This is a genomic window from Micromonospora musae (assembly GCF_003626545.1).
Lineage (GTDB): Bacteria > Actinomycetota > Actinomycetes > Mycobacteriales > Micromonosporaceae > Micromonospora > Micromonospora musae.
Map to the genome: position 1 here is coordinate 401,019 of NZ_RAZS01000004.1, position 25,129 is coordinate 426,147.

15 protein-coding genes are annotated in these 25,129 nt (G+C 73.7%); 4 read left to right on the plus strand and 11 right to left on the minus strand.

The window, feature by feature from the left end; genetic code table 11:
- Positions 1-115 precede the first annotated feature (115 nt).
- Positions 116-2,557 carry a putative bifunctional diguanylate cyclase/phosphodiesterase gene (locus D7147_RS13660; RefSeq protein WP_407663340.1) on the minus strand — a complete coding sequence of 814 codons (2,442 nt, stop codon included), beginning with the start codon at positions 2,555-2,557 and terminating at the stop codon, positions 116-118.
- 112 nt (positions 2,558-2,669) lie between these two features.
- Here D7147_RS13660 and ilvD point away from each other — a divergent pair, with 112 nt between their 5' ends.
- Complete coding sequence (gene ilvD, locus D7147_RS13665) at positions 2,670-4,517, plus strand: dihydroxy-acid dehydratase (RefSeq protein ID WP_120677420.1); 1,848 nt, start codon at positions 2,670-2,672, stop codon at positions 4,515-4,517.
- Between the two features lie 219 nt (positions 4,518-4,736).
- Here the strand turns inward: ilvD and D7147_RS13670 are convergent, their stop codons facing one another.
- The 4 genes from D7147_RS13670 to D7147_RS13685 form a co-directional block, all read right to left on the minus strand.
- Positions 4,737-6,419: a SulP family inorganic anion transporter gene (locus tag D7147_RS13670; protein ID WP_407663341.1), complete on the minus strand. Its 1,683-nt coding sequence runs from the start codon at positions 6,417-6,419 to the stop codon at positions 4,737-4,739.
- Between the two features lies 1 nt (position 6,420).
- The gene (locus D7147_RS13675; RefSeq protein ID WP_120677424.1) at positions 6,421-6,759 is read right to left on the minus strand and encodes an ArsR/SmtB family transcription factor; all 339 of its coding nucleotides are present in this window, start codon (positions 6,757-6,759) and stop codon (positions 6,421-6,423) included.
- A gap of 109 nt (positions 6,760-6,868) precedes the next feature.
- Positions 6,869-9,310 (minus strand): glycoside hydrolase family 2 protein, encoded by a 2,442-nt coding sequence (locus tag D7147_RS13680; RefSeq protein ID WP_120677426.1) that lies wholly within the window; start codon positions 9,308-9,310, stop codon positions 6,869-6,871.
- A gap of 59 nt (positions 9,311-9,369) precedes the next feature.
- Positions 9,370-11,652 carry a GGDEF domain-containing phosphodiesterase gene (locus tag D7147_RS13685; protein ID WP_233563124.1) on the minus strand — a complete coding sequence of 761 codons (2,283 nt, stop codon included), beginning with the start codon at positions 11,650-11,652 and terminating at the stop codon, positions 9,370-9,372.
- A 260-nt stretch (positions 11,653-11,912) separates the two neighbouring features.
- Here D7147_RS13685 and D7147_RS13690 point away from each other — a divergent pair, with 260 nt between their 5' ends.
- Entirely contained in the window at positions 11,913-12,290 is a 378-nt protein-coding gene (locus tag D7147_RS13690; protein ID WP_120677430.1) for a PH domain-containing protein, read from the plus strand.
- A gap of 37 nt (positions 12,291-12,327) precedes the next feature.
- Here D7147_RS13690 and D7147_RS13695 read toward each other — a convergent pair whose 3' ends face one another.
- Positions 12,328-13,254 carry a 2-hydroxyacid dehydrogenase gene (locus tag D7147_RS13695; RefSeq protein ID WP_120677433.1) on the minus strand — a complete coding sequence of 309 codons (927 nt, stop codon included), beginning with the start codon at positions 13,252-13,254 and terminating at the stop codon, positions 12,328-12,330.
- Positions 13,255-13,401: 147 nt separating this feature from the next.
- Between D7147_RS13695 and D7147_RS13700 the strand changes: the two genes are divergently transcribed.
- Both D7147_RS13700 and D7147_RS13705 read left to right on the plus strand, forming a co-directional pair.
- Positions 13,402-14,577: a PQQ-dependent sugar dehydrogenase gene (locus D7147_RS13700; protein ID WP_120677434.1), complete on the plus strand. Its 1,176-nt coding sequence runs from the start codon at positions 13,402-13,404 to the stop codon at positions 14,575-14,577.
- Between the two features lie 23 nt (positions 14,578-14,600).
- Positions 14,601-16,166, plus strand: a complete 1,566-nt coding sequence (locus tag D7147_RS13705) for a metallophosphoesterase (RefSeq protein WP_120677436.1) — start codon at positions 14,601-14,603, stop codon at positions 16,164-16,166.
- Between the two features lie 87 nt (positions 16,167-16,253).
- Here the strand turns inward: D7147_RS13705 and D7147_RS13710 are convergent, their stop codons facing one another.
- The 5 genes from D7147_RS13710 to D7147_RS13730 all read right to left on the minus strand — a co-directional run bounded on the left by D7147_RS13710 (position 16,254) and on the right by D7147_RS13730 (position 25,108).
- Positions 16,254-18,614, minus strand: a complete 2,361-nt coding sequence (locus D7147_RS13710) for a transketolase-like TK C-terminal-containing protein (RefSeq protein WP_120677438.1) — start codon at positions 18,612-18,614, stop codon at positions 16,254-16,256.
- Positions 18,615-18,764: 150 nt separating this feature from the next.
- Positions 18,765-20,264 carry an Asp-tRNA(Asn)/Glu-tRNA(Gln) amidotransferase subunit GatB gene (gene gatB / locus D7147_RS13715; RefSeq protein WP_120677440.1) on the minus strand — a complete coding sequence of 500 codons (1,500 nt, stop codon included), beginning with the start codon at positions 20,262-20,264 and terminating at the stop codon, positions 18,765-18,767.
- 13 nt (positions 20,265-20,277) lie between these two features.
- Entirely contained in the window at positions 20,278-21,753 is a 1,476-nt protein-coding gene (gatA, locus tag D7147_RS13720; RefSeq protein ID WP_120677442.1) for an Asp-tRNA(Asn)/Glu-tRNA(Gln) amidotransferase subunit GatA, read from the minus strand.
- Between the two features lie 61 nt (positions 21,754-21,814).
- Positions 21,815-22,120 carry an Asp-tRNA(Asn)/Glu-tRNA(Gln) amidotransferase subunit GatC gene (gatC, locus tag D7147_RS13725; protein ID WP_120328591.1) on the minus strand — a complete coding sequence of 102 codons (306 nt, stop codon included), beginning with the start codon at positions 22,118-22,120 and terminating at the stop codon, positions 21,815-21,817.
- Positions 22,121-22,492: 372 nt separating this feature from the next.
- A complete protein-coding gene (locus D7147_RS13730; protein WP_120677444.1) occupies positions 22,493-25,108 on the minus strand; it encodes a putative bifunctional diguanylate cyclase/phosphodiesterase in 2,616 nt (871 codons plus the stop codon).
- Positions 25,109-25,129: the final 21 nt, after the last annotated feature.

Here is a 25,129-nt window from a genome sequence, read left to right on the forward strand (position 1 = left end):
TGGGTCCGATGGCAATAAAAACGGCCCTCGTGCAGATGCACGGGGCCAGCGCACTCTCGATCAGGGAGAGTGCGCTCAGATAAGTACTCGCAGCGACCAGTGAGACGACATGCGCTCAAGCCTGACGCATCTCACGCGATGAGTCAACTGATCCCACATGTTGGTTCACGGGCGTCGGCGCGTCGCCCCGCGACGCGCCCGCGACGCCCGGCGTGAGCTGCCCGGACGCGCTCTGCGGAAGGCGCGACGGCGGCAGTGTCGGGGGCCGGGAATCGGCCTCCGCCGCGCGGCCGGCATGGCCCGAGGACCGGTTGCCCGACGCGGCGCCCGCCGGCCGGGCCGCCGGCGAGGTGGCCGCCTCGAGCATCGCCTCCAGGTGTTCGGCCGGCACCCCCCAGCCGCAGAGCGCCCCCTGCCCGAACCGGCAGCCGGCGGCGACCACCGCGGCCAGTTCGGTGGGCGTGGTGACGCCCTCGGCGATGACCTCCAGGCCGAGCTGGTGGCCGAGGCGCATCACGATGTCGACCATCGGCGCGAACGCGGGCCCGTCCTGCCCCTCGGGACGGACCGGCTCGTGCTCGGCCACCAGGCCATGGTCGATCTTGAGAATGTCGATCGGCAACCGGCGCAGCTGCCCCAGCGACGAGTAACCCGCGCCGAAGTCGTCGAGGGCGATCCGCACCCCGGTCCGGCGCAGCGCGGCCAGCCGCCGGATCAGCTCGTCGAGGTCGGTGGCGACGGCGTGCTCGGTCACCTCCAGCACCAGCCGCTGCGGTGGCACGCCGTGCCTGCGCAGCGCGTCGGCGACCAGCACCACGTACTCCGGGTCGTGCAGCTCCCGGGGAGAGACGTTCACCGAGACCCAGACGTCGTGCCCGTCGGCGAGCCAGCGGGAGAGCTGCCGGCAGGCCTGGTTGAGCACCCACGCGCCGAGCGTGGCGATCATCCCGCACTCCTCGGCGAGCGGGATGAACTCGTCCGGGCGGACGTTGCCCAGCTCAGGGTGACGCCAGCGCAGCAGCGCCTCGGCGCCGACCGGGCGTACCGACGGCAGCGACGCGACCGGTTGGAAGACCAGCCGCAGCTCGTCCCGGCCGATCGCGCCGCGCAGCTCGTGCTCCAGCGTCGTCCGGCGACGCAGCAGCTGGTCGTAGGCGGCGTCGTAGCGCTCGATCCGGCTCTTCCCGCGCTGCTTGGCGTAGCGCAGCGCCAGGTCGGCGTGGCGCAGCAGCATCTCCACCTCGGGCTCCCCGTCGCAGCCCGCCACCCCGATGCTGACGGAGAGGAAGACCGGCCCCTCCGGCTGCTCGTGCGCCCGGCCCAGCACGGCCAGCAGCTGCTCGGCGACCTGGTCGGCCTCGCGGGCGCGGCCGGAGAGCAGCACCGCGAACTCGTCCCCACCCAATCGGGCCGCCACGTCGTCGGGTCCCAGCGTCTCGCGCAGCCGGCGTCCCACCTCGGCGAGCACCGCGTCACCCGCGTCGTGGCCGCGCACGTCGTTGACGTGCTTGAACCCGTCGAGGTCGAGGCCGAGCAGCACGCACGGGATCCCGGCCGCGGCCCGCCGGTGCAGGGTCCGCAGCAGCCCGCGCCGGTTCGCCAGCCCGGTCAGGGCGTCGGTGTGCGCCAGCTCACGGAAGTGCGCCTCGCGCTCGGCCAGCCGGGCCGCGTACGCCCGCACGTCACGCACCGCGAGGTACTGGCGGGCCACCAGGGCGAAGCCCTCGACGGCGCAGACTCCGACGCTGAGCGGGGTGAACCGGCCGCCCTGGACGAGGTGGTACGTCGCCGACACGGTCATGGCGAGCATCGGGATGAGAGCGTTCTCGCCGCTGCGGTCGACGCCGTCCGGTTCGAACCGCGCCGCCGGGTCGAGCCGCAGCGCCGAGAGCGCCACGGCGAGCAGGCCGACCGAGGAGAGCCCCGCGCCGACCAGCACCAGGGTCGGTCCGGACCGGCAGAGCCCGACGGCGACGCCGAGCCCGCCGGCGGTCACGGTGGCGATGGCCGCGGCGAGCAGAAGCAGGCGACCGCGGGTGGCGACGCCCCGGCAGACGGCCAGTGGGCCGATGCCGGCGGTCAGCGCGGCGCTCGCCGTGGCGAGCAGGATCGGCACGCAGACCGTCGGGGTGGCGCCGCCGAGGATCCGGGTCGGCTCGCTGACGAGCATCCAGCCGACGAACCAGATGGCGGCGGCCATCATCAGGCCGTCGAGGAGCAGCCGCGCCGTGGCGGCCGTCGAGGCCACCACCCCGGGCAGCCGGAAGAGCCCGACCAGGAAGATCAGCCCGCTCGCCGCCGTGCCGACCGAGACGACGGTCGCCCAGCCGGTGCGCTGCCCCTGTTCGTGCGCCCAGTGCGGCATCGAGACGAGTGTCGCGGCGAGCCCGCTCACGAGGCCGACCAGGGCGATCCCGGCGGCCACCGCGAGCAGCGCCAGCGCCGGTCGGTGCGGCCCCGGACGCCGCCGGAGACCGACCGTGAGCAGCGCGGTGGCCGAGGCGGCGACCAGCCAGCTCAACGCCGCGGCGGTGGCCACGCCCGGGGGGAGATGCACGCCGCTAACTGTGCCGGATGAGCGCTCTCCGTGGGGCCCCGGATGTGCATCTGTTGGGACACGGCGTACGCGGTCGGGGGGCCTGCGCCGGCCCGGTGCAAGACTGGTACGCATGCCTGAGCTGCGGTCGAAGACCTCCACGCACGGTCGGACGATGGCCGGTGCCCGGGCCCTCTGGCGGGCCACCGGGATGACCGACGACGACTTCGGCAAGCCGATCGTCGCCATCGCCAACAGTTTCACCCAGTTCGTACCGGGTCACGTCCACCTCAAGGAGCTCGGTGGCCTCGTCGCCGACGCGGTGGCCGAGGCCGGCGGCGTCGGACGGGAGTTCAACACCATCGCCGTCGACGACGGCATCGCAATGGGCCACGGCGGGATGCTCTACTCGCTGCCCAGCCGGGAGCTCATCGCCGACGCCGTGGAGTACATGGTCAACGCGCACTGCGCGGACGCGCTGGTCTGCATCTCGAACTGCGACAAGATCACCCCGGGCATGCTGCTCGCCGCGCTCCGGCTCAACATCCCGACCGTCTTCGTCTCCGGCGGCCCGATGGAGGCCGGCAAGACGGTGGCGATCGAGGGCATCGTGCACAGCAAGATCGACCTGATCGACGCGATGATCGCCTCGTCGAACGAGGCGGTCACCGACGACCAACTCGGCGAGATCGAACGCTCCGCCTGCCCGACCTGCGGCTCGTGCTCCGGGATGTTCACCGCCAACTCGATGAACTGCCTCACCGAGGCGATCGGGCTGGCCCTGCCGGGCAACGGCTCGACCCTGGCCACCCACGCCGCGCGGAAGTCGCTCTTCGTCGAGGCCGGCCGCACGGTCGTCGAGATCGCCAAGCGGTGGTACGACCAGGACGACGCCTCGGTGCTGCCCCGGTCGATCGCCTCCCGGCCGGCGTTCGAGAACGCGGTCGCGCTGGACGTCGCGATGGGCGGCTCCACCAACACGGTGCTGCACCTGCTCGCGGCCGCCCGCGAGGCCGAGCTGGACTTCGGCGTGGCCGACATCGACGCCATCTCCCGCCGGGTCCCCTGCCTGGCGAAGGTCGCCCCGAACTCGCCCCAGTACCACATGGAGGACGTGCACCGCGCCGGCGGAATCCCGGCGATCCTCGGCGAGCTGGACCGGGCCGGCCTGCTCCACCGCGACGTCCACTCCGTGCACTCGCCCTCGCTTCCGCAGTGGCTGGCCGACTGGGACGTCCGGGGCGGCTCGGCCCGACCGGAGGCGCTGGAGCTGTTCCACGCCGCACCGGGCGGGGTGCGCACCACCGAGGCGTTCTCCACCACCAACCGCTGGTCGTCCCTGGACACCGACGGGGCCGGCGGCTGCATCCGGGACGCGGCGCACGCGTACTCCGCCGACGGCGGCCTGGCCATCCTGCACGGCAACCTCGCGCCGGACGGCTGCGTGGTGAAGACCGCCGGGGTGCCCGAGGAGTGCCTGACCTTCCGCGGCCCCGCGAAGGTCTACGAGTCGCAGGACGACGCGGTCACCGCGATCCTGGCCAAGGAGGTCGTCGCCGGTGACGTTGTGGTGATCCGGTACGAGGGGCCGAAGGGCGGTCCCGGGATGCAGGAGATGCTCTACCCCACCTCGTTCCTCAAGGGTCGCGGGCTCGGCCGGGCCTGTGCGCTGCTCACCGACGGCCGGTTCTCGGGCGGCACCTCCGGCCTCTCCATCGGGCACGCCTCCCCCGAGGCGGCCTCCGGCGGGCTGATCGCGCTGGTCCAGGAGGGCGACGAGATCGTGATCGACATCCCGGGCCGGTCGATCGAGCTGAACGTTCCCGAGGACGTGCTCCAGGCCCGCCGCGTCGCCGAGGAGAAGCGCGACCGCCCGTACACACCGGCCGACCGGCAGCGGCCGGTCTCGGCCGCACTGCGGGCGTACGCCTCGATGGCCACCTCGGCCAGCGACGGCGCCTACCGGCGCGTCCCGGAGTAGCCGGTCGGGCCCCCTGCCGTCGCATCGCGTGGCAGGGGGCCTCATCAGCAGGTGAGATAGTCGTGCCGCGTCTCAGTACCCGACCAGGGCGATGAGGAGAAACGACAGCGCGCCGACGAGAAGCACCGTGCCGTACCGATCGCGACGACCGCGCTCACCGCGACGGCACGGGCCCGGGCCGGAAGGTGCGACTGGTGTCGGCGTCGAAGACCGTCGGGCTCAGTGTGCGGCGACGGGGGCCCACGGCTGGGCCCCGCCGAGCGCGACGGTCCGGGCGTAGCGGACCGCGCTCGAGGCGTCCGGAAAGACCAGACCGTCGCGGCGGAGTTGCTCGGCGACACCGAGGGCGGTGAGAACCTCGTCGTGACGGGGAGCGATTCCGGAGAGCAGCACGGTGATCCCGCGGCCCTGCAGCCGTAGCACGGCGTCGCCGAGGACCTGCGCACCAGTGGCATCGATCGTGGACACCCGGGACATCCGCAGGATGACCACGCGGACGTCGGCGACGTCGGAGAGCTGCCGTAGGAAGTTGTGTGCCGCAGCGAAGAAGAGTGGGCCGTCCAGCCGGTACACCACAATGTGCTCGGTGAGGAGCGCGTGCTCCTCGGCGCTGTGCGCGCCGCGGTCGAACGGCACCTGCTCCACCCGCGCGGCCCGGGTCACCGCGCGCAGCGCGATGATGATCGCCACGCCGACCCCGACCGCGACGGCGGTGACGAGGTCGAGCGCTACGGTCACCGCGAAGGTGAGCATGAGCACCAGGGCGTCGCCGCGGGTCGCCCGGGCCAGTGCCCGGATCGAACCGGTTTCGACCATGCGCACGGTGGTGGCGAGCAGGACGCCGGCCAGCGCGGCGAGCGGGATCCGCCCCACCACCGGCGCGGCGACCAGCACGATCCCGGCGAGCGCGACGGCATGGGTCAGCGCGGCGAGCTTCGAGCGGCCGCCGGCGCGGACGTTCACCGCCGTACGGGCGATGGCGGCGGTCGCCGGTACCCCGCCGAACACCGGTGCGGCCAGGTTGGCCAGGCCCTGCCCGAAGAGTTCCCGGTCCGGGTCGTGGCGTTGGCCGGTGGTCATCCCGTCAGCGACGGTCGCACTGAGCAGGCTCTCCAGCGCGGCGAGCGCGGCCACGGCCAGAGCGGACGGGAGGAGCATTCCCATGGCGCCCAGGTCGAGGAAGTCCAACGACGGCGCGGGCAGCCCGGTGGGCAGCGCGCCGATCCGCGCCAGATCCACCGGGAGGACCTCGGCCAGGCCGGTGGCGAGGGCGACCGCGGCGAGCGAGAGCGGCCAGCCGGGCCGCCACCGGGCACCGAGCAGCATCAGCGCGGCGACCGCCAGCGCCAGCGTGAGCGGAGCCGGGTGCGGGTGGGCCGCGAAGCGGACCACGGCGTCGACGGCGACCGCCCACACCCGCTCGCCCTCTGCGTCCTCGACGCCCAGCACGGCCGGCACCTGCTGGAGTGCGATCACCACGGCGATGCCGGCGGTGAAGCCCTCGATCACCGGCACGGGGAGGTAGCGGACGTATCGACCGAGGCGGGCGACCGCGAGGATGATCAGCAGCAGCCCGGCCAGCACGCCGACCGTCAGCACACCACTGGCACCGAAGCGCTGGACCACCGGTACCAGCACCACGGTCATCGCGCCGGTCGGGCCGGAGACCTGGAGGTTGGAGCCGCCGAAGACCGCCGCCACCGCGCCGGCGATCACCGCGGTGACCAGCCCCGCCTCCGCGCCCAGGCCGGAGGTGACCCCGAAGGCCAGGGCGAGTGGGAGGGCCACCACCGCCACGGTCAGCCCGGCGATCACGTCACGGCGGGGTGACCGGCGTAGGGCCCCCCAGTCCTCGCGCTGCGGCAGGAGGCCGAGTAAGCGGTCGCGGATCGACCGGAACACGTCACTCACCCGGCGGGCCGGTGCGCAGTTCGTCGAGGAGGGCGTCCCGGTCGGTGAGAACGGCGCCGAGGATGCGTCGCCCGGCAGCGAGCAGGTCGGCCACGTCCGGGGTGCTGAGCTGGTACATAACGAGCGGACCGTCCCGCCAGGTGCTGACCATGCCGGCGCGGCGCAGCACCGCGAGCTGCTGGGAGAGGTTGGACGCCTCGACGTCGATCGCGGCGAGGAGGTCGCGTACCGGCTTCGGTCCGTCTTGGAGCAGCTCCAGCACCCGGATCCGCACCGGGTGCCCGAGCGTACGGAACAGCTCCGCCTTGGCCTGGTACAGCGGTACCGACATCCCCACCCCCCTCTGGACGACCCTGAAGACTTTAGCAGTTGCAAAATTCTTCAAGTCGGTGGGGTCGGCGGGGCCCCTCCACCTCGGGTCTGGGAAGGAGCCCCTGCGCTCAGATGTCGTTCACGCAGCGCAGCACCGGGCGGCTCGTCAGGGCCGCCGGGTCCAGCGCGTGCGGGGTGCGCACGTGGAACGTCGCCGACTCGCCGGGCAGCAGGGTGACCAGGACCTCGTCCACCTCGGCCGCCGGGTCGAGGCGGTCCGGGAAGAGGCTGAGGTCGCGCAGGACCGTGCCGGCGGTGACCCGCACCCGGTGCCCGCCCTCGGCCGGCTCGACGACCGCCTCCCACTCCGCAGCCGGCCAGTCGATGTCCCGGTCCTCCGCGAAGAACCAGAAGGCCCGCGCGGTGCCGTCTCCCGCGTCGGCGACGACCAGCTCCCGCCGGGCGTCGTCCGGCCGGGCCAGCTCCGCCGGCAGCGCCAGCGTCACCGTGCCGTACGCGGGGACGTCCAGCGGCATCGTCGCCTTCGCCCGTGGCTCGCCGGTCAGGCTCACCCGGTCCACGGAGACGGTGGCCCGCCACGGGGTCCCGCCGTCGTTGACGGCGACCAGGACCAGCCCGCCGTCGCGGGGCTGGACGGTGAGCAGCCGGTCGGCGTACGCGCGGCGCAGCGCGTGCCAGAGCGGCTTGCGCCGGCCGTCGCCGTCCACCGCCGACCAGGAGGTGACCGGCCAGCAGTCGTTGAGCTGCCAGACGATCGTGCCCATGCAGACCGGGCGCAGCGACCGGAAGTGCTCGACGCCGAGCTGGATCGCGCGGGCCTGGTTGAGCTGGGTCAGGAAGTGCCAGTCGTCGAAGTCGCGGGGCGCCGGCAGGTGCGCGTCCAGGCCGCGCTGGAGCTTGGCGTCACCGCCGGTCGCCTTCTGGTGGTGGGCCATGCCCGGCGAGTCGGGCGCGAGCGGCTCGTCGGAGAGCGCCCGGCGCAGCGTGGCGTACGCGGGCGGCGCCTGGTAGCCGAACTCGGCCACGAAGCGCGGCGTGTAGGCGCGGTACTTCGTGTAGTCGTCGGTGTTCCAGACGTCCCAGATGTGCGTGGTGCCGTGCGCCGGGTCGTTCGGGTGCAGGTCCTCCCGCCCCGACCACGGGCTGCCCGGCCAGTACGGCCGGGTCGGGTCCAGCTCGGCCACCACGCTGGGCAGCAGCTCCAGGTAGTAGCCGCGCCCCCACGTGCGCCCGGCGAGCGGCTCCTGCCAGTCCCAGTCGTGCCAGCCCCAGATGTTCTCGTTGTTGCCGGTCCAGAGCACCAGCGACGGGTGCCCGGTCAGCCGGGTGACCTGCTCCCGCGCCTCCGCCTCGACCTCGGTGCGGAACGGCTCCTCCTCCGGGTAGGCGGCGCAGGCGAAGAGGAAGTCCTGCTGCACCAGCAGCCCCAGCTCGTCGGCGAGGTCGTAGAAGTCCGTGGACTCGTACCGGCCGCCGCCCCAGACGCGCAGCAGGTTGACGTTCGCCTCGATGGCCTGGCCGAAGCGCTCGGCGAGCCGATCGCGGGTGATCCGGGTGGGAAAGGTGTCGTCGGGGATCCAGTTGACCCCGCGGACGAAGACGGGGATGTCGTTGACGTGCAGGGTGAACGCGGAGCCGTGCGCGTCCGGCGCGGTGTCCAGGCGCACCGAGCGGAAGCCGATCCGCCGCGTCCAGTCGTCGAGGGTGGAGCCGGCCTGGTCGAGCAGGGTCACCACCAACGGGTACCGGGTCGGTTCGCCGTGCCCGCGCGGCCACCACCGGGCCGGCTCGTCGACGGTGAGGGTGAGCACCGCCGCGCGCTCCCCCGCGGGGATCGTCACCGCCGCCACCACCCCGGCCACCTCGGCGCGCACCGTCAACGGTTCGTCGCCGGCCCGCTCGACCTCCACGTGCACCTCGACCCGTCCGTCGGCGCCGTCGAGGGTCACCAGCGGGCGTACGCTCGCCAGCCGCGCGGTCGACCAGGCGTGCAGCGTGATCTCCTGCCAGATGCCCGCCGTGACCAGGGTCGGCCCCCAGTCCCAACCGAAGTTGCAGGCCATCTTCCGGATGAAGTGGAACGGCTCCGGATAGGCGTTCGGCCGGTCGCCGAGCCTCTCCTGCTGCGCCTGCGCGTACCGGTAGGCGGAGTCGAACCGTACGGTCAGGGTGTTGTCGCCGGCCCGCAGCAGCGACCGGAGGTCGAAGCGGTAGCCGCGGTGCATGTTCTCGGTGCGGCCGACCTCGACCCCGTTGACGGCGAGCGTGCCGACCGTGTCGAGCCCGGCGCAGACCAGGTCGATCCGGTCGGCGCCGTCCGGCTCGTGCCGGAAGGTGGTCTCGTAGACCCAGTCGGTGCGCCCGATCCAGGTCAACCTGGACTCGTTGTCGTCGAGGAACGGGTCGGCGATCAGGCCGGCGTCGAGCAGATCGGTGTGCACGCAGCCGGGCACCGTCGCCGGGATCTCCCGGTCGGCGACCTCCGGCGGTACCTGCGACCCCGGTACCGCTCGCAGTACCCAACCCTCGTGCAGCGGTTGCTGGCTCACGATCTCACCGCGCCTTCCCCTGATCTCCGGACGGTCCAGGGTACGGCGGGGCCTACCCGTCACCGAGACGCGGAGGGGAACTCCTCGAGGTACGCCTCGACCCGCTCCGCCGTCGCCGGTCGGGCGAGCGCGAAGCCCTGCCCGTACCGGCAGCCGGCCCGCCGCGCGCCCTGCACCTGGGCGGACGACTCCAGCTCCTCCGCCACGATCTCGACCCCGAGCCGGTCACCGACGTTCACCACCACGTCGATGAGGGGCCGCTGCGCGTCCGGCGCCGGATCGACCAGGCCGGCACCGACCTTCAACAGGTCGATCGGCAGCCGCCGCAGCTGGGCCAGCGAGGCGTGCTCGGGGCGGAATTGGTCCAGGGCGGTACGCACGCCGAGCGACCGCAGCCCCGCCAGCCGGGCGACCACAGTCGACAGCTCGCCCACGATCCGCGGCTCGGCCACCTCGACGACCAGCTGCTCGGGCGGCACGCCGTACGCGGCCAGCACCGCCGCCGTGCGCTGCACGTAGTCCGGAGTGGTCAGCTCGCTCGTGGTCACGTTTATCGACATCCAGAGCTGGCGGCTGTTCGCGGACCACTCGGCGAGCTGCCGGCACGCCCGGTCCAGCACCCACCACTCCAGCTCCCCCACGATGTCGAGGTCCCGGGCGACGGGGAACAGCTCGTCGGGGAGCACCGTGCCGAGCACCGGGCTACGCCAGCGCAGGAACGCCTCGGTACCGACCGGCTGCCGGTCGTCCAGCCGCAGCACCGGCTGGTAGACCAGGTCCAGCTCGCCCCGGGCGACCGCACCCGGCAGCTCCCGCTCCAGGTCGAGCCGGCGGACCAGCTGCTCCTCCAGGAACGCGTCGTACCACTCGACCCGGTCCCGGCCGAGCTGGACGGCCCGCCGCCGGGCCAGGTCGGCCTGCCGCAGCACGTCCTGCGGCGAACCGGTGGCGACCTCGGCGAGGCCGATGCTCGCCGGCACCTGGAGCGCCGCTCCGCCGAGCTGGTAGGGCTGGGTGAGCGCGGCGAGCAGGCGCTCGCCCAGCGCGTACGCCCGCATCGGTCCCGCCTCGGTGACCACCGCGAACCCGGCATCACCCACCTGCGCCAGCAGGTCCCGCCGGTCGACCACCGCGCGGGCGCGCCGCACCGCCTCGGCGAGCACACCGGCCCGCCGCGCCGGTAGCCCGGCGCCGTCCGGCAGGTGCAGCTCCACCACGAGCAGCGCCCCGACGGGCATCGGGTTCCCGCCGAGCACGGTGAGGGCCCGCAGCAGCGCGGGCCCGTCGGCGAGCCCGTCGAGCGGCTGCGGCAGCGGGGCGGCCACGAGGCTCGCCGGGGCGGCCGCGGTGGCCGGCGACGGCGACTCGCCGGCCGGGGCGGCGACCCCGGTCGGTTCACCGCGCTGACGTTCCGGGCGCGCCTCCCCGGCGCGGAGCAGCTCGCGGAGCACGAGGGGCGGGACGGCCGCCAGGGCGAGCAGCACGGCGGTCCGGTCCGTCGGCAGACCGGCGTCGAGCTGCCCACCCACGGCCGGCAGCAGCGCCACCGCCGGCACCACCGCCCGGAGCCAGCCCGGGGCCGGGTGGAGGGCCGCGGGCTCGGCGGCGACCGCCCGGGCCGCGCCGGCGGCTAAGAGCAGCATCCCCACCAGCAGCGGCGGTACGGCAAGCAGCAGCGGCCACTGCGCCGCCGGGTCGAAGACGGCGAGCAGCACCAGCCCGAGCAGGGTGAGGTGCAGCCCGCCCCGGCAGGTCGCCGCGCCCGGACGGCGATGCGCTCCGGTCAGCGCGGTGAGTCCGGCGACGCCGAGTACGCCGAGCAGGGCGGCCGCGGCGAGCCGCTCCGGCGCCGAACCGGTCGCCGGGGGCAGCAGCAGCCAGCCGGCGAGGACCAGCCCGGCCGCCGGGGCGCCCGCGTCGGCGAGCCGGCGCAGCCGGACCCGGGCCGGTGGCCGCGAGCGTCCGGGCAGGCCGCGCAGACCGAGCAGACCGAGCACCGCGACCACGACCAGGCCGGCGGCGGTCGCCGCCCGCCGCTGCGGGCCCAGCAACGGCAGCACCGCCGCGGTGAGCCCGGCCGCCACCACGGCGGCGTCGAGCAGCAGGACGGCGGGGCGTCGGTGGGCGGTAGCGCTCGGTGTCGAGCGCGCCTCGACGGCGGCTCCGGCCGGCGGACGCGGCTCGCGACCGGGGAGGCGGACGGCGAGCCGGGTGAGCCGCACCCCGGCGAGCGTGGCGCCCGCACCGGCGGCGAGGGCGACCACCGCCGCGGCCGGGAGCAGTCGGGTGGTGCCGGCGAGCAGGAGCAGCACGACCGCCGCGAGCACGGCGCCCTCCGGCACCGTTCGACGGAGGAGAGGGGCGCGGAGCGGGGCGGCGAGGGGCACGGCGGTCGCCTTCGTGAGGGGGCACGGGGGCGGTGCGGCGGTGCGGGCATCGGACGGCGAGTCCACTGCCCATTGTTCGGAAACGAGCCGCCCGGGGCAGCGGTTACGCGCGGAACGCCGACCAGATCAGTGACTCATGTCACTATTTGCGTGCGTCGGCCGCCGAGATGCCGCCCGACGCGCGAACCTGCCGGCGGAGGTGGGATCATCGGAGGGTGACCAAGCCCGCCACCGTCCGCTTCCGGCACAACCAGGCACTCCTGGCCGCGGCGATCATCGCCTTCTTCGGCGCCCTGCCGCTGGCCGACGTCCGGGCGTACCTGCTGCCGGTGCTGCTCATCCCGCTCGCCGTCGGCGTCTGGGCGTGGCGGGCGGGCACCGACGCGGACGCTCGGGGGCTGAGCGTGCGCGCGCTGGCCGGTCAGCGTCGGATCGCCTGGGACAAGGTGGTCGAGCTGGCCACCGACCCGCGCGGGCGGGCGGTGGCCCGACTCGACGACGGCCAGCAGATCGTCCTGCCCGCGGTACGCGGCGCCGACCTGCCCCGGTTGGTCTCGGCCACCGGCCAGACCCTTCCCGACGCGGCCGGCTGAGTCACCACGCGACGGCGGTACGACCTCGGCGGCCGGCTCAGTACCCGTCGACCACCGTGTTGATCAGCGGCTGGCCGGCCGCGAACCGCCGCACCTGATCCCCGACGAGCCGGTACGCCCGGGGCAGCAGGCCCCGCACCGACCCGGCGACGTGCGGGGTGATCAGCACGTTGGGCATCTCCCACAGCGGATGATCGGCGGGCAGCGGCTCCGGATCGGTGACGTCCAACGCGGCGCGGAGCCGCCCGGTGGCGAGTTCGGCGGTCAGGTCGTCGGTCCGGGCCACCGGCCCCCGCGCGGCGTTGACCAGCAGCGCGCCGTCCCGCATCGAAGCCAGGAACTTCGCGTCGATCAGCCCCCGGGTCCGCTCGGTGAGCGGCACCAGGACCACCACCACGTCGGCCTCGGGCAGCAGCTGCGGCAGCTCGTCGACCGAGTGCACGCCCTGCTCGGGCCGGGCCGTGCGGGCCACCAGCGTGAAGCTGACCCCGAACGGGGCGAGCCGGTCGCGTACCGCCGTGCCGATCGAACCGGCGCCGACGATGAGCACCCGCTTGCCGGTCAGCTCATCGGTCGGGGTCACCTCGCCGTACGCCCACTCCCGGCGGGCCTGCGCCCGGACGAACGCGGGGAACGACCGCAGCTGGGTGAGCATCGCGGTGACCACCCACTCGGCCGTCGACGGGTCGTGCACCCCACGGGCGTCGCAGAGCGTCACACCCTCGGGCGTCCGGTCCACCCAGGCGTCCGCGCCGGCGGAGAGCAGCTGCACCACCTCGAGGTCGGGCAGCTCGTTCAGGAACGCCGCGGCGTCCCCGCCGGAGAGGAAGGGCGGCACCCAGAACCGGACGCCGGCCGGCTCGGACGGAAGCTTCTCCGGTTGCTCGGCGACCTCGACGGTGATCTCCGGGGGCAGCTCGCCGAGGAGCGACAGCCCGGCCTCGTGCGGAATCCATACCTTCACGCCCGCCGACGATAGCCTCGCCGGTGACCACGTCCGCCGCCGGCACCCGCACCCGGCGCCTCCACCACCCGGCGCGTTCGTGCGACCGTCCACGGCGAAGCGCCACACAGCGCGCCCGCAGCCGCCTGGCGGGATACCCTGGGCCGGGTGAGCGCCCGTCCCCCGTCCCCCCGCGTCCGCCGCGCCCGTGGGGCACTCGCGGCGTGTTGCGCGGCTCTGCTGCTGGCGGCCACCGGATGCAGTTTCGGCGAGCCGGACCCCGACCCGGCGGGCGAACCGCCGAACTTCCCCACCCCCTCCACCTCGACCAGCCCGGGCGGGGCCGGCCGGCAGGCGGTCGCCACGGTGCTGGCCAAGGGCCTGCGGGTGCCGTGGGCGATCGGGTTCCTGCCCGACGGCGGCGCCCTGGTCACCGAACGGGACAGCGGCCGGATCCTGAAGGTCGGCCCGGAGTCCGGGCCGGACGGGCTGCGGGTGACGGTCGCGCAGACCGTCCCCGGCGTGGCCGCGGCCGGCGAGGGCGGGCTGCTCGGCATCGCCGTCTCCCCGGACTACCAACGGGACCGGACGCTCTTCGTCTACTACACGACGGAGCAGGACAACCGGATCGCCCGGCTCCAGCTCGGCGGCGAGCCGACGCCCATCGTGACCGGCATCCCGAAGGCCTCCGTCCACAACGGGGGCGGGCTCGGGTTCGGGCCGGACGGCCAGCTCTACGCGAGCACCGGCGACGCCGGGGAACGCCCGAACGCGCAGGACGTGAAGAGCCTCGGCGGCAAGATCCTGCGAATCACCCGGGAGGGTAAACCAGCGGCGGGCAACCCCTTCCCCAACTCGCCGGTGTGGTCGTTGGGGCACCGCAACGTGCAGGGCTTCGCCTGGGACGCCGCCAAGCGGATGTACGCGGTGGAGTTCGGCCAGAACACCTGGGACGAGATCAACCAGATCGTCGCGGGGAAGAACTACGGTTGGCCGGTGGTCGAGGGGCGCGGCGACGACAAGCGCTACGTCAACCCGATCACCCAGTGGCCGACCTCCGACGCCTCCTGCTCGGGGCTGGCCGCGGTGGACCGACTCCTGGTCACCGCCTGCCTGCGCGGCAAGCGGCTCTGGGTGGTCGAGCTGACCGACACGGGCACCACGCTCGGCCAGCCGCAGGAGCTGCTCGGCAACCGTTACGGGCGCCTTCGGGCCGTGGCCGCCGCGCCCGACGGGTCGGTCTGGGTCTCCACCTCCAACCATGACGGGCGGGGCGACCCGGTGCCGGAGGACGATCGCCTGCTGCGGCTGGTCTTCGCCGACGGCGGAGCCGGGCGGAGCTGACCCGGAGGGTCGACATTTCCAACATGGACGGCGAACAGTACGAGCCGCAGGCCACCGACGGGAAGGCCCCGGCGGCCCGCCGGCGTTGGCCGCTGCGGCGCGGCACCGACCGGACCGGTCGGCGCACTCCGCTGCGGATGGCCGGGGTGACCCTGGCGGTGCTGCTGGTCACCCTCGCCGGGGTCACGCTCGGCGTGCTCGCCGGCGGCCGGGTCGACACGGACATCGGCCCGTTCCAGGCGACCCTCACCCTGACGCCGGACACCTCCGGCGGGACCACCGTCGACATTCCACCGCTCGGCGCCCTGCTGCTGGACAGCCACGACGGGCCGACCCACCTGACCGTCCGGCTCGGCGCGCTCGACCAGGGACGTACCGAGGCGTTGATCGACGACCCGGCGAGCATCCAGCGGGCCAGCATCTCGGCGGTGGAGGACGTCCGCTCCGGGGTGATGCGGCTCGGTCTGCGTACCGTCGCCTCCGCGGTGCTGGCGACCCTGCTGCTGGCCGCGTTGGTCTTCCGGAACGTGCGCCGCACCGCGGTGGCCGGCGCGCTCGCGTTGGGCGTCACCCTCAGCACCCTGGGCGCGGCCGCGGCGACGCTGCGTCCGCAGGCGATCGAGGAGCCACGGTACGAGGGGCTGCTGGTCAACGCGCCGGCGATCGTCGGTGACGCGCGGCGGATAGCCAACGACTACAGCCGGTACGCCGAGCAGCTCCAGCGCCTGGTGGGCAACGTCAGCCAGCTCTACACGACCGTGTCGGCGCTGCCGGTCTTCGAACCGGCGCCCGAGTCCACCCGGGTGCTGCACGTCTCCGACATGCACCTCAATCCGACGGGGTGGCAGCTGATCAGAACGGTGGTGGAGCAGTTCGACATCGACGTGGTGATCGACACCGGGGACATCACCGACTGGGGCAGTGAGCCCGAGGCGTCCTTCGTGGGCTCGATCGGGGTGCTGCGCAAGCCCTACGTCTACATCCGGGGCAATCACGACTCGGCCCGGACCGCCGCGGCCGTCGCCCGGCAGCCGAACGCGATCGTGCTGAACAACTCGATCACCACGGTCGCCGGGCTGACCATCGCCGGCATCGGCGATCCGCGGTTCACCCCGGACAAGAACACCTCGCCGGCGGGCAGCGGACTGACCCAGCAGGTGGCCGATCAGGTCATCGGGGCCGGCGAGCAGCTCGCCCAGACGATCGGCAGGTCGACGCGCCCGGTGAACATCGCGCTGGTGCACGATCCGGCGTCGGCCGGGCCGCTCTCCGGCGCCTGTCCGCTGGTGCTGGCCGGGCACACCCACGCCCGGCAGGTCTCGAAGCTGCCCGAGCAGCCGGGGCGGATGCCGACGCAGCTGCTGGTGGAGGGCTCCACCGGTGGGGCAGGGCTGCGCGGGTTGGAGGGTGAGAAACCCACTCCGCTGTCGATGAGCGTGCTCTACTTCGACCGGGACAAGCTGCTCCAGGCGTACGACGACATCACCGTCGGCGGCACCGGCGAGGCGCAGGTGAACCTGGAACGTCATGTGATCCAGGATCCGAAGGCGGGCGAGCAGGTTCCGGTCAGCCCGACGCCCACCCGCTGAGCCCCGTCCGGTGGTGACTCCCAGTCGCGCCGACCCGGACCCGCCCGGCCGCTACCGGCGGTGACGGGCGGAGTCGCGGGCGGCGGGTCAGCGGCGGAGGGAGAGCGCGGCAAGCGCGGCGTTGACGATGCTGCCGGGAAGCAGGTCGTGCAGCTCGTACAGCTCGGCGACGCTGCCGGACTGGCCGAACTCGTCCACCCCGAGCGGCACCGTCGGCACCCCCAGGGCCGAGCCGAGCCAGGCCATCGCGTGCGAGGCCGCGTCGTGCACGGTCACCACCGGCGCGCGGTCGTCGAAGGCCGACCGGAGCGCGCCGGGCACGCTCGGTACGGTCGCCGTCCGCACGCCCTGCCGCAGGGTGCGCTGCCAGGCCCGGTAGATCCGGTCCAGCGAGGTGATGTCCACGACGTGCGCGGCGATGCCCTCGTCGGCCAGCTCGGCGGCGGCGGTCAGCACCTCGGGCAGCACCGCGCCCGACGCGGCCAGCTGCACCACCGGCGCGTCCGCCAGGTGCGGGTACGCCTGGTGGGCGTCGACCAGCCGGTACGCCCCGGCGACCACCTGCCGACGCAGCACCGCGTCGCCGAGCCGGGCCCGCGCCGCCTCGAACGGCGCCTGGTCGACGGGGCGGGTGCTGAGGCGGAAGTAGTACGCCCCGTCCTCGGCCGGTGCCGCCGTCACCGACGGCGCCGCCCCACCCGCCACCTGACCGAGGGCGTCGCAGAGCAGCCAGTCCAGGGTGACCGCGTACGCCGGCTCGATGAAGGTCACCCCCGGCAGCTCCAGCCCGACCGAGGCGGTGATGGTCGACTGGTGCGCACCCCCCTCGGGGGCGAGGGTGATCCCGGACGGGGTGCCGGCGACCACGAAGCGGGAACCCGAGTACGTCCCGTAGAGGAACGCGTCCAGACCACGGAGCACGAACGGGTCGTACACCGTGCCCACCGGCAGCAGGGGCTGGCCGGAGAGGTCCCACGCCAGGCCGAGCTGCCCCAGCAGCAGGAACAGGTTCATCTCCGAGATGCCCAGCTCGATGTGCTGGCCGGCGGGGCTCTCGGTCCAGCGCAGCATCCGGTCCTCGGTCCAGGAGCGCTGGGCGGTCGGCGCGAAGACGCCGGTCTTGTTGATGAAACCGGCGAGGTTGGTGGAGGTGGCCACGTCGGGCGCGGTGGTCACCAGGTACCGCCCCAGCTCCGGGTCCCGGGCCAGGTCCACCAGGACCCGGCCGAAGACCTCCTGCGTGGAGATCGGCTTGTTGGCGCGTACCTTCGTGGTCTCCGGGACGGTGACCCCCAGCGCACGCTCGCGCGGCGGTCGGGCCAGCGCCTCCCGGCGCTCCCCGGCCCGGATGCCGGCCGGCGACGCCGGGTCGAGCCGGTCCCACTCCGTCTCCTCGGTCAGGCCGTGGGCGGCGCGCAGCGCCTCGACCTGCTGCGGGGTGAGCAGCGCCGAGTGGTTGCGCGGGTTGCCGGCGATGGGCAGACCCCAGCCCTTCACCGTGTACGCGAAGACCACGCTGGGTCGGTCCGTGACGGCGTCGCACTGGGCGTACGCGTCGAGCAGCGCCGTGAGATCGTGCCCGCCGAGGTCGGTGACGAGCGGACCCAGCTCGTCGTCGGGAACGTCCGCGATGAACGTGGCGACCGCCTCGGGGGCGCCGTCGAGGAACTGCAGGCGCAGCTCCGGCCCGGCGAGCCCGAAGAGCGACTGGTACTGCTCGTTGGGCATCGCGTCGATCCAGTTCCGCAGCGCCTCCCCGCCCGGGCGCTCGTACGCGGCGGCGAGCCGGCGACCGTACTTGACCTCCACCACGTGCCAACCGGCCGCCTCGAACTGGCCCCGCCACTGGTTGATCCGCACGCCGGGGACCACCCGGTCGAGTGACTGGCGGTTGAAGTCGACCAGCCACATGACGTTGCCCAGCCCGGTGGTGGCCGGGTCGGCGACGGCCTCCCAGATGTTCCCCTCGTCCAGTTCGGCGTCACCGATCAGCGCGACGAACCGGGACCGGGGCCGGGGGCCGAAGTGCGCGTCCACGTAACGGCGGGTGGCGGCGGCGAAGAGCGGCGCCGCCGCGCCGAGGCCGACCGAGCCGGTGGAGAAGTCGACCCCGTCCGGGTCCTTGGTGCGCGACGGGTAGGACTGGAGACCGCCGCGCGCCCGCAGCCGGGGCAGGTACGAGCGGTCGAGGTTGCCCAGCAGGTACTGGATGGCGTGGTAGACCGGCGAGGCGTGCGGCTTCACCGACACCCGGTCCGCGGCGTCCAGGTGCGCGAACCAGAGCGCGGTCATCGCGGTGACCAGCGAGGCGCTCGACGCCTGGTGCCCGCCGACCTTCACGCCGTCGCCGGCGTCGCGGTCGTGGTTGGCGGCGTCCACGATCCGGGTGGCGAGCCAGAGCACCCGCCGCTGAATCTCGTCGAGGACGTCCAGGTCGTGCTGGTTCACGGGAACTCCATCCGGGCGTCGCCGTTGACGCCCACGTGCGGGGGAAGCGCCGTCCATCACCCGGTGATCACAAGGTTGACGGCGGCCCCGGAGTCGGCGGCCGCCGCCCACCTCATGATCATCGGTTCGGCGCGGAAGGGGAGGGAAGGGTCAGGCTTCGACGTTCAGCCGGGCCAGGATCAGCTCCCGGACGGTCTTCGCGTCGGCCTGGCCACGGGTGGTCTTCATGACCGCGCCGACCAGCGCACCGGCCGCCGCGACCTTGCCACTGCGGATCTTGTCGGCGATCTCCGGGTTGGCGGCGATCGCCTCGTCCACCGCGGCGGTGAGCGCGCCGGTGTCGGAGACCACCTCCAGGTTCCGGCTCGTCATGATCTCGGTCGGCGAACCCTCGCCGGCCACCACGCCCTCGAGCACCGTCCGGGCCAGCTTGTCGTTGAGCTTGCCGGCGTCGACCAGGCCCTGCAGCTCCGCGACCTGCTCCGGGGTGGCACCCACGTCGACCAGCTCCACGCCGGTCTCGTTGGCCCGCCGGGACAGCTCACCGAGCCACCACTTGCGGGCCGCGGCCGGAGTGGCGCCGGCGGCCACGGTCTGCTCGATCAGCTCGACCGCACCGGCGTTGAGCACCGACTGCATGTCCAGGTCCGACAGGCCCCACTGCTCCTGGAGCCGCCGGCGGTGCACCCGGGGCAGCTCCGGCAGGGCCGCCTTCAGCTCGGCCACCCAGGCGCGGTCCGGCGCGATCGGCACGAGGTCCGGCTCCGGGAAGTACCGGTAGTCGGTCGCGGTCTCCTTCGAGCGGCCCGGGGTGGTGTCCCCGGTGTCCTCGTGGAAGTGCCGGGTCTCCTGGGTGATCCGGCCCCCCGCGTCGAGCACCGACGCCTGCCGCAGCATCTCGGAGCGGACGGCCCGCTCCACCGAACGCAGCGAGTTGACGTTCTTCGTCTCGGTCCGGGTGCCCCACTCCTGACCGGGCAGGTTCAGCGACGTGTTCACGTCGCAGCGCAGCGAACCCTCCTCCATCCGGACGTCGGAGACGCCGAGCGAGCGGATCACTTCCCGCAGTTCGTTGACGTACGCCCGGGCGATGTCGGGTGCGAGACTGCCGGTGCCGGGGATCGGCTTGGTGACGATCTCCACGAGGGGGATGCCGGCCCGGTTGTAGTCCACCAGCGACTCGGTCGCGCCGTGGATCCGGCCGGTGGCGCCGCCGACGTGCAGCGTCTTACCGGTGTCCTCCTCCATGTGCACCCGCTCGATGCCGATGCGCACCGTCTCGCCGTTCACCTCGACGTCCAGGTAGCCGTCGACGCAGATCGGCTCGTCGTACTGGCTGATCTGGAAGTTCTTCGGCATGTCCGGATAGAAGTAGTTCTTCCGGGCGAACCGGCACCAGTCCGCGATCGAGCAGTTCAGCGCGAGACCGATCCGGATCGTCGCCTCGACGGCCGCCTTGTTGACCACCGGCAGCGAGCCGGGCAGGCCGAGGCAGACCGGGCAGACCCGGGTGTTCGGCTCGCCGCCGAAGTCGGTCCGGCAGCCGCAGAACATCTTCGTGCGGGTGCCGAGCTCGACGTGGGTCTCCAGGCCGATCACCGGTTCGTAGCGCGCGACGACGTCGTCGTACGAGGGCAGTGTCGTGGTCATCGGAGCTCCTGCCTCACAGTGCCGGTGGGGTGAACGTGCCGACGGCGCTCTCCAACGCGGCGGCGACCCGGTACATCCGGTCGTCGGCCATCGTCGGGGCCATCACCTGAAGACCGACCGGCAGACCGTCGGAGAGCCCGCACGGCACCGAGATGCCGGGCCCGCCGTAGAGGTTGGTCGGGATGGTGAACAGGTCGGCCAGGTACATCTGGTACGGGTCGGCGGTGCGCTCGCCGATCGGGAACGCCACGAACGGGGTGGTCGGCGAGATCAGCGCGTCCACCTGCTCGAACGCCGCGGTGAAGTCCCGGGTGATGAGCGTACGGACCTTCTGGGCCTGCCCGTAGTAGGCGTCGTAGTAGCCCGACGAGAGCGCGTACGTGCCGAGCATGATGCGGCGCTTGACCTCCGGGCCGAAGCCGGCCTCCCGGGTCAGCGACATGACCTCCTCCAGCGACCGGCTGCCGTCGTCGCCGACCCGCAGGCCGAACCGGACGCCGTCGAACCGGGCCAGGTTGGAGGAGCACTCGCTCGGCGCGATGAGGTAGTACGCCGGCAGCGCGTAGGTGAAGTTCGGGCAGGAGACCTCGACGATCTCGGCGCCCAGCTTGGTCAGCGCGTCGACCGCCTCCCGGAACACCGCCATCACGCCCGGCTCGGCGCCCTCGCCGACGAACTCGGTCACGATGCCGAGCTTCACACCGGTCAGGTCGCCGGTGGCACCGAGCTTCGCGGCGGCCACCACGTTCGGCACCGGCTGCGGGATCGAGGTGGAGTCACGCGGGTCGTGCCCGGCGATCGCCTCGTGCAGCAGCGCGGCGTCGAGCACCGTACGGGCGCACGGGCCGGGCGTGTCCAGCGACGAGGAGAAGGCGACGAGCCCGTAGCGGGAGGTGCCGCCGTAGGTCGGCTTCGCCCCGACGGTGCCGGTGACCGCGCCCGGCTGGCGGATCGAGCCGCCGGTGTCCGAGCCGATCGCCAGCGGCGCCTCGTACGCGGCCAGCGCCGCCGAGCTGCCGCCGCCCGAGCCACCCGGGATCCGGCTCAGGTCCCACGGGTTGCGGGTCGCGCCGTACGCCGAGTACTCGGTGGAGGAGCCCATCGCGAACTCGTCCATGTTCGTCTTGCCGAGCATCACCGTGCCGGCCGCGCGCAGCCGCTCGACGATCGTCGCGTCGTACGGCGGGCGCCAGCCCTCCAGGATCTTCGACCCGACGGTGGTCGGCACCCCCTTGGTGGCGAGTACGTCCTTGACCGCCACCGGCACCCCGGCCAGCGGGCCGAGCGGCTCACCGGCCGCGCGGCGCTCGTCGACCGCCCGGGCCGCGGCGAGCGCGCCCTCGGTGTCGACGTGCAGGAACGCGTGCACCTGGTCGTCGACCGCCGCGATCCGGTCGAGGTGGGCCTGGGTGACCTCGACGGCGGAGGTCTCCCCGCCGGCCACCAGCGCGGCGATCTCCGCCGCGGTCTTCCTGGTCAGATCGCTCATGCCGCCGCCTCGCTTCGCTCGCCGGCGCACCGCCGCGCGCTGATGATGCTGATTCGCTCGCTCATGACGCCAAGTCCTCGTTCAGGATCCGGGGGACGCGGAACCGCTGCTGCTCGGCGTCCGGCGCGCCCGACAACGCCTCCTCGGGCGTCAGGCACGGCGTCTCGACGTCCTCACGCAGGACGTTCGTCAGCGGCACCGAGTGCGAGGTCGGTGGGATGTCCGCGGCGGCGACCTTGCCGACCTGGGCGACCGCCTGGAGGATCACGTCGAGCTGGCCGGCGAACGTGTCCAGCTCCTCCTCGGTTACGGCGAGCCGCGACAGGCGCGCCAGGTGCGCGACCTCCTCGCGGGAGATGGCGGCCATCGTGCCCCCTTCGTGACGGTCCTGTGTCCGGCCGGTCTGCGACCGCGCGAGCTGTGCGGAGTGACGCGCGGTGACCGGAGCGAGTCTATTGTTCCGTGCCGGCGTGACGTCCCCCCACTCCCCCTCCGCGCCGTCGTGGCGCCCGATCCCGGTCCACCCGATCACCGGCGATCGCATGATCGACTCGGGTTGCCGGGAGGTCGGGGTGTCCCGGCGATCGGTTAACGCGACTTCAAGGAGGTCGGTGTCGATCACCCAAGGCGGGGCGAGGGCCGGTGCCGGGCGCCAAGCCGACGGGGACGGGACCACCGCGCGGGCCGGGGCGAGCGCCGGGCGGGCCGGGGCGGGACGACCGGGCGGGCCGGGGCGGGTTCAGCGGGCGGGCCGGCGGCGCAGGTCCGGGTCCGGACCGCCGGTGGGGCGCACCGGGCGGTACCGGGCCAGCCAGGTGACCAACTCCTGGGCGGGCATCGGCCGGGCGTAGAACCAGCCCTGGGCGGCGTCGCAGCCGGCGGCGTGCAGCATCCGCCAGGTCCGTTCGTCCTCCACCCCCTCGGCGACCACCCGCAGGCCGAGAGCGCCCGCCAGTTCGATCATCGACCGTACGATCGCCGCGTCGTCGGGGTCGTCGGCCATGCCGAGCACGAAGCTGCGGTCCACCTTCACCTCGGAGAGCGGTAACCGGCGCAGGTGCTGCAGGGACGAGTACCCGGTGCCGAAGTCGTCCAGCGAGATCGCCACCCCGATCCGGTGCAGCCGGGAGATGGTCGCCAGCACCCGTCGCGGGTCGGCCATCAGCGCACCCTCGGTGATCTCCAGTTGCAGCCGTTCGGGCGGTACGCCGTAGCGGGTCAGCCGGTCGGCGATCTGGTCGGCGATCTCACCGGTGTGCAGGTCGCGCACGCTCACGTTGAGCGCGGCCCGCAGGCCGACCCCGGTGGCCGACCACTTCGCGAGCTGCTCCACCACGTCGTCGACGACCCGGCGGGTGAGCAGCCGCATCACGGCGCTCTGCTCGGCGACCCGGATCAGCTCCTCCGGATCGACCATTCCGCGTCGTGGATGCCGCCAGCGCAACAACGCCTCGACACCCACCACCTCACCGGTGGCGATGGCGATCTGCGGCTGGTAGTACATCGTGATCTCGCCGACGTCGACGGCCGGATCGGCCTCGGCCGGCCGGAGCCGGTGCCGACCGGCGCCACCGGTCCCCGTCGCGGCGGCCGGGCTGGCCGCCCGCTCGACCGCCTCGGGAGCGCCGCCGAGTCCGGGCACATCCGGCTCGGTACCCGGCTCGCGACCGTTGCGCGTCCCACGGTCGACGACCGCGCCCCGGTCGACCAGCTCCGCCCCGGTACGGCCGCCGCGGCGGCGGGTCGGGTCGGCGCCGGTCACGATCCGGCTGATCAGCTCGTCCTCGGGCAGCACGTCGGTGCGGCGCTCCCGCTGCCGGGACCACCACCGCCTCGCCCGCACGCCGGTCACCTCCCCGGTCAACGCGGGACCGACCTCCGCCTCCGCGCTCGGCACCCCGCCGCCGGACTGATCGGCGGCGGTGGCGAGGGCCGCGCCGTCCCCGCCCCGCGTCCCGCCGGCGCCAAGGGGGACCTCCGCGACGTCGGCCGAGTCACCGGCTCCGCCGTCGGCCGGCTCGTCGGTGTCGGCCGGCTCGTCGACGGCCGGGCCGGCCTCCAGCACCCGGCGCAGATCCGCCAGGAGCCCGAGCCGCTCGGGAGAGTTGTGGTCGGACTCGGCGGTGTAGACGGCGATCGTGTCGTTGCGGTGCTTCGCGTCGTACATGGCGACGTCGGCGTGGCGCATCAGGGTGGCGAAGTCCTCGCCGTGCTCCGGGAAGAGCGCGATGCCGATCGACCCGCCGACGTCCAGCGGCAGCCCGTCCAGCGGCACCGGCTCGGCGAGCGTCCGGACCACCCGGTCGGCGAGTTCACGAGCCTCGGCGACCGTCGTGAGCCCGGTCATCACGATGGCGAACTCGTCGCCGCCCAGCCGGGCCACCATGTCGCGCCCACCGACCAGCGCGGTCAGCCGCTGGCTGACCTCGACCAGCAGCCGGTCCCCCACCGCGTGGCCGAGGGCGTCGTTGACGTTCTTGAACCGATCGAGGTCGATCAGCAGCAGCGCGAGGTGAGCGTCGGGCTCGCCCCGCCCCGACCGCTCGGCGTGCAGGTGCACCTGCTCGGCGACCTCGGCCAGCAGCGCCTTGCGGTTCGGCAGGCCGGTCAACGGGTCCAGGGAGGCGAGCTGCTGCTGCTCGACGGTGAGCCGGGCCATCCGGTAGACGGCGAAGAGCGGCACCAGCACCAGTGGGATCAGCGCGGCGCTGGTGCGGGCCGCGGCGACCAGCACCGGGGCGAGCAGCAGCAGCGAACCGGTGGAGAGCAGCTCGAAGCCGAGGCCCTGCCGGAAGCTCGGCCACCAGCGGCCGCCGAAGCGCAGTCGTACCGCCGTGCTGACCAACACGTAGTTGACCAGGAACCAGACGAGCGTCGCGCTGCCCACCACCACGACGTCGGAGGTGTGCAGCACACCGCCGGAGAAGACGGTGCCCGGCCCGAGTCGGGTGACCGCGTACGCGGCGGCGAGGGCGCAGGCGTACTGGCCGACGTTGAACGACGTACGCCAGATGGCGTGCCGTAGCCGCCAGCCGGAGACGATCACGGCCACCGCTTGCACCGCCACCGCCGGTCCCAGTCCCCAACCGAGCAGGATGGCGAAGGTGAAGCAGGTGGACGGGAAGACCGCCGACGACTGCCGCCGGCCGGGCGGTACGAACGGGCGGGCGTCGCAGACCACCGCGAGCGCCGCCATCGTCCAGAACGCCACCGGCAGGTCGGGCAGTCGATCCGGCAGTGTCACCAGTGGACCGGCCGCGACCAGCAACGCCAGGGCGAGGATGGCGCCGATGAAGGCGAGAAACGGCGCCACGCGTCCCGGCGGAACGACGTTGCGCGGGTCCGCGACCTCCATCGCACCTCCCGGACAGCGGTC